This is a genomic window from Streptomyces sp. NPDC057543, assembly GCF_042801895.1.
Lineage (GTDB): Bacteria > Actinomycetota > Actinomycetes > Streptomycetales > Streptomycetaceae > Streptomyces.
This window is the reverse complement of the sequence record NZ_JBHVFF010000309.1, coordinates 1-9,835: the sequence shown is the minus strand read 5'-3', so window position 1 is coordinate 9,835 and position 9,835 is coordinate 1. Positions and strand designations below refer to the sequence as shown.

The following is a 9,835-nucleotide window of genomic DNA, read 5'->3' as shown; positions in this document are numbered from 1 at the left end:
TGCCGACCGGCGCGGTGTAGCCGAACCGGGCCCGGGTCTCCACGGTGATCCCGGTGGCGGCGGCCTGCTTCCGCCGGCGCTTGCGGACCTGGGGCTGCCAGCGGGACCGAACGGCGTCGTCGATCTTCGCTGCGATGTCCTTCGGCGGATGCTTCCGCTCGCCCTTGCGGTAACGCTCCACCGACCGCTGGGTCACGCCCAGCTCGGCAGCCACGGCGCGCGTCGTCTTCAGCTGCCTCATCAGGAAGTTGATGCGGCCCTGGAGGGTCTTGGGCGGCTCCCGGGTGAACGCCTCCCGGTCGGCACGCTCGATCGCGTCCTCGATCTCTCCCACTGGTTACTCTCCCTCGTCCAGGACGGCGTCGCCGCCCTTGATGTGGCGGGCCGGGTTGAGGCCCTTCTCCATCAGGTCGACCGCCCACAGCATCGACTGGACGCCCTCCAGCTTCGCCAGGCCCGGCGTCGGCCCGAGGCGGAAACCACCGGGCTGCGGCTTGCCGGAGGTGGCATACGGCAGGAAGTCCAGCGGGCTCTCCCCCGGCGAGGGGTAGACGACGCAGTCGGACAGCACTGCCAGCGGGAACAGGCCCGTCATCTTCGCCATGTTGTTGAGCTTGCGGTGCATGTTGACCCGGGCCTTGCTGATGACGGCGGCCCGGATGTCGGGGCGCCAGGTCGGCCGCTCCAGCGCCGGCCACCGCTCGCCCTCCTTGTAGGACTTGCCCTGCGGGCGCTCGCGGAGCTTGCCGACCCCGCCCTTGACCGTGGCCTTGATGACCGAGAGGACGGCGGCCAGGGCCGGGTCGACCTGCTTGTGCCGCTCCATCGCGGCGAGGAACTGCCGGTCGTCCAGGTCCCGGGTGACGCCGAGGTCGGCGAGGGTGTCGACGTACGCCGTCTTGAGCCGGTCGTGCCACGGGTCCAGGTACGCGCCGGTCTCGCGGCGCAGGTACGCCTCGATCGGGTGCACGTCGTACCCGAGCTCTTGGGCGTAGGCGACGGTGTGCGTCTGGTACCAGGCAGGTCCTGTCGGGCGCTCACCGGTCGGTGTGAACGGCGAGGGCAGGCGCGGATCCAGCCCGATGTGGGACAGGTCCACCAGCCAGCTCCCGGGAATCTTCGGGTTGAACTTCGGGCCGTGGAAGTGGTCCGGGGCGGACAGGCCCACCGTGAGCCGCGCGGCGGCGGCAAGGAACGCGGTGTTGAGGTCCAGGCCGACCGCGAAGGGCAGCGTGCACTCCTCATCCGTGAGCGTCTCCACCGACCGCACCCACTGGTACGCCTCCTCGTTCAGGAACCCGCCGGTCCAGCCGCTGTTGACGACGACGGGGTGTTCCGGGGTGGCCTCCGGCGGCGCCGGGTCCATCGGCTCCGTCCCCAGGGAGCCCGCGTTGTAGCCGGACACCCAGTTCCCGGTCTCCGGGTCCTGCACGGCCTTCGTCGGCGGGCGCAGCGCCGTCATGAGCTCCAGGCCGGAGACGGCGGTGGAGCCGCGCGGGGTGATGACCCGCTGGGCGTACACCCCAAGGACGCGGGCGACGTCGGCCGGCTCCATCTCGGAGACGCCGGGCCAGGACCGCTCATCGACGGCGTCCCAGGACAGGATCGCGAGTTGCACGCACTGCCGCTCGCGGCCCTGTGCCTTGCGGTAGATCCGGGCCCAGGGGCCGAACCCGCGCTGCGTGAGCTGCCACTTCGCCTTCGCCACCTGCTTGACCACCGGGTGGTCCTCGGGCAAGCGCAGGGAGCGGCGCTGCTCGTGGCCCTCCAGGCGCTCGGGCAGTCCGAGCTTCACGGCGGCCGCGGCGGTGAGCACGATCAGCGGGTCGCTGTCCTTGCCGTACCGGTTGAGTTTCGCGGCGCCGAGGCCGGACTCCTTGAGGGTCCACTCCACTAGCTCCGGCACGGTGGTGGCCGGGCAGTCCAGCACGATGCCGTCGATGCCGTACGCGGAGCCGTCGCCGTCCAGCACGGCGAGCGGGCCGTGCGGGAACCGCGGGTCGGCCGCTGGCTTCGCCGCCTTCTTCGCCGCCGGACGCCGCGACGGCGTGGCCGGGCGCGCGGCTGTGCGGGCGGGGCGCTCTGGCGCGGCGCGGTCCTTCACCGCTGTCCCCGGCTCGGGCGTCTCGGTCGCGGCCGGGCCGGTGAAGGTCTCCGGCGTCTCCTGCTGGGGCAGGGCGGCCGGGGCGGGCGCAGCGGCGGGGGCGCCGTGGGCGGGGTACTTCGCCGCCCAGCCGTTCAGCAGCCGCTGGTACGCCTCCAGGCGCGGCGTTTTCGGCTCGGAACGGCCGTTCTCCCAGTTCTTCACCGTCTGGGTCGTCGACTTCAGGGCCTGCGCGAGGCGAGCCTGCGTAATGCCGGCGGCCTCACGCAGTCGGGCGCGCTCGGCCGGGGGCGGGAGCTGCGGCTCCTCCGCCAGCAGTGCGTCGATGTTCGCGAACAGCTCTTCCTCGGATGCCATATCTGTCTACCTCCACCCTGAACACTAGCAGTACTTGCCCTTAGATTTAACCCGACCCTTTAACCCATTCGGAATTTGAATCTGCTAACGACTATGAGCTTGGAGCGGTTACTTGGAGCGGTTAGCGGTTGATCTAGGGCAGTCACCGAGAGGAGCCCAAGTGCCCATCGTGAGCCTTCACTTCGACTCGTCCTTCCTGGCCAAGCTGGCTGCGGCCGCCCCGGACGAGACCATCCACATCACCCTGTCCATCGACACCGCATCACCGCTCAGCACATCGCCCCCTCAGGATTCGGCGGCCGGGCAAGCGGTCGCCCCGCAGGGTCCGCTGGCCGAGCTGCTGCTGCAAGGCCTGCTGCAGCCCGGGGACGTTCTGTCGTTCCAGCAACGGCGGGCGGGCCGACAGGCCACGGCCACGGTGACGGCTGAGGGCCGACTGATTGTCGAAGGCCATCCCACGCCCTACACCTCGCCGTCGAAGGCTGCGATCGCAGTCACGGGAAGCCCTATCAATGGCTGGACGCTGTGGCGCACCGCGGATGGACGCACCCTCGATGCGCTGCGCAACGAACTGCAGCAGGACTGACCAGCCCACTCACGGACACAGCCTTCGACGGCCCGTCCCGGTCCCACACCCCGTAGCCCGCAACCGTCATCTGTCCGCGGAGGAGTACGTGAGCTTGCCGTTCCACCCCCTTCTCCCGGCACCGGTTCCGGGAGCAACCGTGGACCTGGCTGGCGACCAGGCCCCCAAGGGACCTTGCGGCAGCGATGCTCTCGGGCGCCGCTGTTCGGGGCGCGGCATCCCAGGTGCGGCCCGTGGTGGTCTGGGCAGGCCGGCAGCGGCAAGACCCTGGTGATGGACCTGGTTCACGCGGCCCTTGATCGGCGCGGTGGTGCGGTGCGGGTGGAGCGTGATGCCTACAAAGCAATCCATCCGCACTATCAGGGGTTCCTGGCTGAGGATGTGCGCACGGCCGGGGTGCGGGTGCGGCCGGAGACCTACCGTTGGCAGGCCGAGGTCGAAGGCTATGCCCGCGCGTGCCGGTTCGACGTGGTGGCGGAGGAGGCCCTGGGTGGCTTTGTTCACGGGTCGTGGGTTCTGGCACACATTCCGTGAGCGATCTTGAGTCCGACCTCACCAGACCCCGGTGACGTGCGGTCCGCGCAGCTCACATGACGCGCGCGCCTACTGCTGGCGAGAGCCGGCGAGATCCTTCACGGAATGTGTGCCAGAACCTGAGAACTGACACCGCGGAGGGGTGATCCCTAGCTCGGTTTCCAGGCGGTGAGCTGGAAACCCCGGGCAGTGTGCATGTAGGGCGGCCGGGCGGTGGTGGCGAGTTCGAGGCGTTCGAGGGCTGCGTAGAAGTCCGGTTCGTGCTTGCGTGCGTCGTCGGTGATGTAGTCGCAGAAGCTGCGGATGCCGTAGTGGGCGATGTCCCGGCATCCGAGCTCCCGCAGGGTGCGGATGATCTCTTCAGCTGTGTGGAGCGTCAACGCCGAGTTGAACATCTGCGTCCGCGCCTGATCGGTGTCGAGTGCGGCGAGTGCGGCCGAGGGGTCCATCTCCCGGACGGCGATGTTCAAGGGCGCCGAATGCCGGTTGATCGCCATGACGGAGATCAGGCCCCCGGCCTTCAGCGGGGAGAGTGCCGAGGCGAGAGTGCCTGGGACGTCGTCCATGTATTGCAGGAGGTTATGGCAGAGCACGACATCGAATTCCCCGTTGGCGAGGTCGCGGGGCAGATCGGTCGCGTCGGCCTCGACGCAGTTGATCAGCTCCGTCACACCGCCTGCCACGGCTCGCTCGGTGGCCGCTGCGAGCATGGCGGGTGCGTAGTCAACGATGGTGACACGGTGCCCGCGGGCCGCGAGGCGGATGGCGTCTCCGCCGTCGCCGCCGGCGAGGTCGAGTATCCGCAGCGATTCGCCGCCCACGGCGCCAAGGTGACGGAGCAGATTTGCCTCAGCGATCGAGTAGCGCAGTCGGCCCCAGGGGGCGTCCTGCCACTCCTGCCAGGTGGTCATCGCGGTGTTGAACTTCTCAAGATCTTCGGCCATCTGGCGACGATAGCGGCCTGGCATCCTCAGCCGGTGTTGTCTTGTGCGGCGGCCCGGGCCTGGGAGATGGCGAGGCGGTAGGAGTCGGTTCCGGTCTGGATCAGGTTGCCGCCGAAGGTGAGCCGGTCGACGACGGCCTCGCCCAGGCGCTCCACGATCGCCGTGCGGGTCAGGGGCTCCCGGGACCTGACCAGTGTCCGGGCGACCCGGTGCAGCAGCGTGTCGCCGGGCGTCCCCAGCTCCGCCTGCCGCCACCGGTCTCCTCGAACTGCCCGCCCCCGTCGTCGCCGACGCGCTCGGCTACCACGACAAGACCACCACCCGGCTCCGCAACGAGACCGGCGGAACATGGAGCCGATACGCCCCAGGGGATCACGCAAGGTCACCAGCGGGCTGGGTTCCTCGGGGAGCCAGCGACAGTTGAAAAGGAGAGTGCTACGTCCACGGCCTGGCTTGCGGCCACGGCGGCGCTTGCGTGACCCTCTGAGCGCGTCCGCGCGTCCGGCCCCGGACAAGCGCCGCCCGCCTGGAGCGCTCAGTCGTTAACGCGCATGTAGGTGAGGAACACTGCGCCGCCCTTGAGGACGGTGTGGTCGGCGAGTGTCCAGGTGCGCGGATCGAAAGCGGCCTTGCGGGAGAACAGCGGGATCCCGTCGCCAATGGTCAGCGGGCCGATCTTGAGGATCAGCGTGTCGATCTCGGCGTACAGGGAGCCCGCCAGCTCGGCGCCGCCGAGCAGCCAGATGTCTTTGCCGTCCTGCTGCTTGAGCTCCCGCACGGTCGCCACCGGGTCGTCGGCGACCAGTTCGACGGCTAGGTCCGGGCTCTCGGTCAGTGTCCGGGAAAATACCAGGTGACGCAGGTGGGGGTAGGCGTCGGTGATTCCGGCCGCAAGACCGATCTCGTAGCTGCGCCGCCCCTCGAGCACAGTGTCGAAGTGCGTGCCCCCCGCCGTGACGGACAGTGCCTGCCGGGCCTGGACGGGCAGTGTCTCCGGGTACTCGGTCACGAGGTGCTGGATGTAGTCCTCCGGTATTGGCCAGAAGCCGTTCGGACCGGTGGGGTCCGCGCCGTCTGGGCCCGCGATGAATCCATCGAGAGTGGTGGCGATGTAGTGGACGAGTCTGCGCACGCCAGTTCCCTTCCTTCAGTCCGCTGTCGCGGTGCGGCCCGGGGTCGCCGGTTGGCGTGCCGGGGTACGAGGCCGCTGTGTGATCATGACACCCGATAACTACGCGAGCACCGTGCCGTCAAATCTTGGGTTCTGGCTCACATTCCGTGAAAGATCTTGCTGGCTCTCGCAGGCGTGCGCGTCGTTGAGCTGCGCGGGCCACGTGTCACCGGGGTCCGGTCAGGCCGGACTCAAGATCGCTCACGGAATGTGTGCCAGAACCAAATCTTGTGGACATTCGCACGCGCGTCAGGGCCCAGCCGCTGCTGAAACCGGCTGACAAACGCTGTCACTTGAAGGGTTCTGGCTCGCTTTCCGTGAATGGAACACGCTGAGTGATGGGTGACGCTCGGATCGACCTTCCGGAAGTTGCCTGAAAATGATCAGCGCCGATCTTGGCGTGGCCGACAGTTCAGCACTGTGGAAGAGGCGTTGCTCCGGCTGGAGGAGCTGTTGTTCCCAGCAACCGCAGACGTGGCGGTGCTGTCGGTGGCAGTGGACAACGAGGCAATACGCATTGAGGTCCGGGGTACGGCGGTCGGTGCGGCGTGTCCGGGTTGCGGGAGCCGTTCGAGCCGGGCGACGCCGGACCCGGCCTACAAAACCCCCTACAACCCGCGTGGGGGCGCCGACGACAGGCTGTCCCAGACGGTCGTCTCCTACGCCGTCGCCTGCACCAACGACACGAGCGAACGCCCCCGCATGCGAGCGTGGTTCGAGGGCCACTGGCGGTAGAGAGGCGGTGTGGCCCGGGGTGTCCGCCGACGCGGGCGCCGGCCTCGTGTCGTGCGACACTCCCCCGATGCCTGCCTGGATAACCCTGCGCCGCCTCGGCGCCGCCACCACTTTGTACGCCGTGTTCCTGGCCGGGTGGTGGCTGGGCCAGCCCGTGCGCTCCGACGGCTGCCTCGAAGACCGGCTCACCGCCGGGGCGGACGGTCGTCCAACACCGCTAGAACCGGCCGACCCCGCCCGGTACCTCGAGAACCTCGACCTCGACTTCGGTCTCCTCGACTGGGCCGACGACATGGACGGCCACCGCGACGGCGAATACGGCCCCAGCGACTACGGGCACGACCTGCGGGGCGGGTCCGAAACGTACGCCACGTCCGGCGCTGTCTACGCTCCTTGCTCCTACAAGAAGCGCGCCCGCCTGCTCGCGTGGATCAATGCCGACTGGGGCTGACTACACCTGTGCCTGCCTCATGGGCACGGCCAGACCACGGGGACGGACCGTTGCACAGCATGGCCCAGCCCAAAACGTCGTCTAGTGCCACGGTCCTGGCCGCGTCGCGATCCGACGCCCCCGCGCCGGGGCAGGGTGGCTTCGAACGAGTCCATTGGCCCCAGGGGAACGAGCCCGCTGGCCCCAATTAGCGATCTTGGGCGCTCGTCGTGAACGAGTCGATTGGCCCCACCGGAGCGAGGATCGGGTTGGGTGTCGACCGCCGGTTCAACCGCCCGCGATCGTAATCGGGTCGCTGTCGTTCTGGGCTCGCTGATACATATGAGCGATGGCAGGCGACGACTCCGGTGAGTTTCAAGCAAGGCAGTCGGGACTCATCGTGAGGGTCCCCGAGGCAGAACCTGCTGTTCGAGCGTGGCGTGACCGGCTGGACCCCTCAGCCCGTGCGGGTGTTCCGGCCCATGTCACCGTCCTCTTCCCGTTTCTCGACGAGAGCCGCATCGACGACGGTGCTTGCGCTGCCATCGGAGAAGTGATCGGGCGTCACCGGCCCTTCGAGACCCGGTTCGAGCACTGCGGGCGATTTCCGGGGATCTTGTATCTCGTCCCCGAACCGGACCTCCCGTTCCGGCGGCTCACCGAGGCGATCGCGGACCGGTGGCCAGAGGCCCCGCCGTTCGGCGGGCAGTTCGACGAGGTCGTCCCGCATCTGACCATTGCCCAGGGGCAAGACGATGCCGTGCTGGAGGAGGCCGAGGCCGACCTTCACTGCCGGCTTCCCGTCACTGCCCGTGTGTCGTCGGTCGATCTGATGGTCCACGACGGAACCAGGTGGCAGCAGCGGGCATCGTTCGCGCTCCGGTGATCCTCTGGTGGTCGTCGGTCAGCCGCCGACCTGCCGGGCCTTGGTGTGGGCGAGGCGGTAGGAGTCGCTCGGTCTCGATGATGTTGCCGCCGAAGGTGAGGCGGTCCACGATGGCCGCGCAGAGCCTGGGGTCGGTGAACGTCTTGGTCCACGAAGAGAAGGACTCGTTGGAGGCGATGGCCATGCTGTTCTTCTCCTCGCGCTCGGTCAGAACCTGGAACAGCAGCTCAGCGCCGCGCCGGTCCAGCTCCGTATAGCCCGGCTCGTCAATGCAGAGAAGATCGACGCGTCCGTAGCGTGGGATGGTCTTGGTCAGCAGTTTTTCGTCGGCGGCCTCGACGAGCTCGTTGACGAGTTTGGTGGCCAGGACGTACTTGACCCGGAAGCCGGCCATCGCGGCCTCGGCCCAGCGCGATCAGCAGGTGTGACTTGCCGGTGCCGCTGTCGCCGATCAGACACAGCGGCAGTCCTTTTGCGGACCCAGTCGCACGAGGCCAGGGTATGGATGGCCGCCGGGTCGATGGCGGTGTTCGCGTCGAAGTCGAATGTGCGAAGCGCCTTTTCGCGGGGGAAGCCCGCGGCTTTTTTGCGGCGTTCGGAGCGGCGGCGGTTGCGGTCGTCGCATTCGGCCATCAGCAGCTCGGCCAGGAACCCGCGGTAGGTCATCTGGTCGCGGGGTGCGGCGTCGGCGAGTTCGGAGAACTGGCCCCGCATGGTGGGCAGGCGCAGGTTGCGGCAGGCTGCGTCGATGGCCGCGTCGGCGGCGGGCTCCAAGGCGCCGGCCGCCCGGTCCGAGTCCCTTTCCGCGGCCGACGACTCAAGCGGTGGAAGCGACAGCACAACAGCACCCACGCCAGGATCCGCTGCCTCGGCGAGCAAGCCATGGCCACCCTGAAGGGCTGGCGCCTCCTGCGCAAACTCCGCTGCAGTACCAACCGGATCACCGACATCGTGAAGGCCATCGTCGCCCTTCATCACACCTCAACCTGAGGTTGGAAAAGGCTCAATGTCGATGCGTCGCCGAGGTAGGCCAGGCGCCGGGACGTGGACTCGGTAGCGTAGTCCAGCCCGGTGAAGGATTCGACGGAGAGATCTCCGGCCTGGCGCACAACGTCCGGGACGTGACGGAGTTCCTGCGCCGGGCCGGGATGGACGACATCACCGAAGACGACGTACCCCTGTCCGGGATGATCGAGTGGCGTGGGGGCGGCCCTGACGTCTGGTGATCGCTCACGGTGTCGTCACGATCTGACCACTTCTGGGGTCGTTCATTCCGGTCAGGCCGTACGGTGTCCGTTCACACTCGTACATCCCATGGGGGGATTCCATGTCGTACCCGCCGCAGCCCGGCCAGCAGCCGCAGCAGCCGCCGTATCAGCAGTGGCCCCAGCAGCAGCCAGGGTGGGGTGCGCCGATGCCGCCGCCGAAGAAGTCCCGCACCGGGCTCATCGTCACCTTGTCCGTGCTCGGCGGCCTGGTCCTGCTCGGGGGGTGCGGCGCCCTTGTGGCCGTCATAGGCGCCAACGCGGTAAGCGAGGTCAGCGCGACGGGGGAGAGCACGGCGGTCGCAGTGCCCGCGAAGAGCGCACCGGCCGCGGGTGTCCCTGCGGAGAAGCCGGCCGAGAAGGCGAAGAAGGCGCCGACGGGCCCGGAGGCGGACGTGAAGTTGCACGCCTGCGAGGTCAACGACATGACGAACTGGCCGTCCGCGATGGTGGAGATCAACAACGGGTCGAAGGACACGTCGAACTACATCATCAGCGTGGAGTTCCTCGACAAGTCGGGGACGCGGGTGGGGGAAGCGCTCGCGGCGACGAACAACGTGGCCGCGGGGCAGAAGGTGGAGACGAAGGCGCAGTCGTTGGACAAAGTCTCGGGTGACGTGACGTGCAAGGTGACGAAGGTGAGCCGGTACGCGTCGTAGGTCGTCGTCTGAGCGTGCCGACGCCCCGTCACCCGGTGCCAGGTTCAACCAGTGGATGCAACACCGGCCCCGCGCGACGTCTCGGCCGCGATCCATCGACGGTATCCCGGGAGCTGCGGCGCAACGCCGCGACCCGTGGCGGCCGACTGGACTACCGGGCTTCG

11 protein-coding genes and 4 pseudogenes are annotated in these 9,835 nt (G+C 68.5%); 8 read left to right on the top strand and 7 right to left on the bottom strand.

The window, feature by feature from the left end; all coding sequences use genetic code 11:
- Both tpg and tap read right to left on the bottom strand, forming a co-directional pair.
- Window positions 1–334 (bottom strand): telomere-protecting terminal protein Tpg (tpg, locus tag ACFU8Q_RS34830; protein ID WP_384462135.1); only part of this gene is annotated, 334 nt, incomplete at its 3' end.
- Between the two features lie 3 nt (window positions 335–337).
- Complete coding sequence (gene tap / locus ACFU8Q_RS34825) at window positions 338–2,461, bottom strand: telomere-associated protein Tap (protein WP_384462132.1); 2,124 nt, start codon at window positions 2,459–2,461, stop codon at window positions 338–340.
- 160 nt (window positions 2,462–2,621) lie between these two features.
- Here tap and ACFU8Q_RS34820 point away from each other — a divergent pair, with 160 nt between their 5' ends.
- Both ACFU8Q_RS34820 and ACFU8Q_RS34815 read left to right on the top strand, forming a co-directional pair.
- Complete coding sequence (locus ACFU8Q_RS34820; protein WP_384462129.1) at window positions 2,622–3,047, top strand: DUF4357 domain-containing protein; 426 nt, start codon at window positions 2,622–2,624, stop codon at window positions 3,045–3,047.
- A 273-nt stretch (window positions 3,048–3,320) separates the two neighbouring features.
- Entirely contained in the window at window positions 3,321–3,581 is a 261-nt protein-coding gene (locus ACFU8Q_RS34815; protein WP_384462126.1) for a zeta toxin family protein, read from the top strand.
- Between the two features lie 149 nt (window positions 3,582–3,730).
- Here ACFU8Q_RS34815 and ACFU8Q_RS34810 read toward each other — a convergent pair whose 3' ends face one another.
- The 3 genes and pseudogenes from ACFU8Q_RS34810 to ACFU8Q_RS34800 all read right to left on the bottom strand — a co-directional run bounded on the left by ACFU8Q_RS34810 (window position 3,731) and on the right by ACFU8Q_RS34800 (window position 5,657).
- Window positions 3,731–4,525, bottom strand: a complete 795-nt coding sequence (locus ACFU8Q_RS34810; RefSeq protein ID WP_384462123.1) for a class I SAM-dependent methyltransferase — start codon at window positions 4,523–4,525, stop codon at window positions 3,731–3,733.
- Window positions 4,526–4,551: 26 nt separating this feature from the next.
- Window positions 4,552–4,674, bottom strand: a pseudogene (locus tag ACFU8Q_RS34805) (AAA family ATPase); the annotation flags it as partial.
- A 386-nt stretch (window positions 4,675–5,060) separates the two neighbouring features.
- Window positions 5,061–5,657 carry a dihydrofolate reductase family protein gene (locus ACFU8Q_RS34800; protein ID WP_384462120.1) on the bottom strand — a complete coding sequence of 199 codons (597 nt, stop codon included), beginning with the start codon at window positions 5,655–5,657 and terminating at the stop codon, window positions 5,061–5,063.
- A gap of 459 nt (window positions 5,658–6,116) precedes the next feature.
- Between ACFU8Q_RS34800 and ACFU8Q_RS34795 the strand changes: the two genes are divergently transcribed.
- Together ACFU8Q_RS34795 and ACFU8Q_RS34790 are read left to right on the top strand one after the other, a co-directional pair.
- Window positions 6,117–6,431, top strand: a complete 315-nt coding sequence (locus ACFU8Q_RS34795) for a hypothetical protein (protein WP_384462117.1) — start codon at window positions 6,117–6,119, stop codon at window positions 6,429–6,431.
- Window positions 6,432–6,498: 67 nt separating this feature from the next.
- Complete coding sequence (locus ACFU8Q_RS34790; RefSeq protein ID WP_384462115.1) at window positions 6,499–6,882, top strand: hypothetical protein; 384 nt, start codon at window positions 6,499–6,501, stop codon at window positions 6,880–6,882.
- Here the strand turns inward: ACFU8Q_RS34790 and ACFU8Q_RS34785 are convergent.
- Entirely contained in the window at window positions 6,863–7,069 is a 207-nt protein-coding gene (locus ACFU8Q_RS34785; RefSeq protein ID WP_384462112.1) for a DUF5999 family protein, read from the bottom strand. The two genes, ACFU8Q_RS34790 and ACFU8Q_RS34785, sit on opposite strands and share 20 nt — an antisense overlap.
- 141 nt (window positions 7,070–7,210) lie before the next feature.
- Between ACFU8Q_RS34785 and ACFU8Q_RS34780 the strand changes: the two genes are divergently transcribed.
- The gene (locus ACFU8Q_RS34780) at window positions 7,211–7,747 is read left to right on the top strand and encodes a 2'-5' RNA ligase family protein (RefSeq protein ID WP_384462109.1); all 537 of its coding nucleotides are present in this window, start codon (window positions 7,211–7,213) and stop codon (window positions 7,745–7,747) included.
- 18 nt (window positions 7,748–7,765) lie between these two features.
- On the opposite strand, the pseudogene istB reads toward ACFU8Q_RS34780, so the two are convergent.
- Window positions 7,766–8,521 (bottom strand): annotated as a pseudogene (gene istB, locus ACFU8Q_RS34775) (IS21-like element helper ATPase IstB).
- Between istB and ACFU8Q_RS34770 the strand changes: the two are divergent.
- From ACFU8Q_RS34770 to ACFU8Q_RS34760, 3 genes and pseudogenes are all read left to right on the top strand, one after another.
- A pseudogene (locus ACFU8Q_RS34770) lies at window positions 8,513–8,737 on the top strand (transposase family protein); the annotation flags it as partial. The pseudogenes istB and ACFU8Q_RS34770 overlap by 9 nt on opposite strands.
- A 337-nt stretch (window positions 8,738–9,074) precedes the next feature.
- On the top strand, window positions 9,075–9,671 hold the full coding sequence (locus ACFU8Q_RS34765) for an FxLYD domain-containing protein (protein ID WP_384462106.1): 597 nt from the start codon (window positions 9,075–9,077) through the stop codon (window positions 9,669–9,671).
- A gap of 71 nt (window positions 9,672–9,742) precedes the next feature.
- Window positions 9,743–9,835: pseudogene (locus tag ACFU8Q_RS34760) on the top strand (helix-turn-helix domain-containing protein); the annotation flags it as partial.

Bases quoted from the DNA above. Each gene is read 5' to 3' on its own strand.
- tap (WP_384462132.1), bottom strand. From the start codon at position 2,461: ATGGCATCCGAGGAAGAGCTGTTCGCGAACATCGACGCACTGCTGGCG.
- ACFU8Q_RS34815 (WP_384462126.1), top strand. From the start codon at position 3,321: ATGGACCTGGTTCACGCGGCCCTTGATCGGCGCGGTGGTGCGGTGCGG.
- ACFU8Q_RS34810 (WP_384462123.1), bottom strand. From the start codon at position 4,525: ATGGCCGAAGATCTTGAGAAGTTCAACACCGCGATGACCACCTGGCAG.
- ACFU8Q_RS34790 (WP_384462115.1), top strand. From the start codon at position 6,499: ATGCCTGCCTGGATAACCCTGCGCCGCCTCGGCGCCGCCACCACTTTG.
- ACFU8Q_RS34780 (WP_384462109.1), top strand. From the start codon at position 7,211: ATGGCAGGCGACGACTCCGGTGAGTTTCAAGCAAGGCAGTCGGGACTC.
- ACFU8Q_RS34765 (WP_384462106.1), top strand. From the start codon at position 9,075: ATGTCGTACCCGCCGCAGCCCGGCCAGCAGCCGCAGCAGCCGCCGTAT.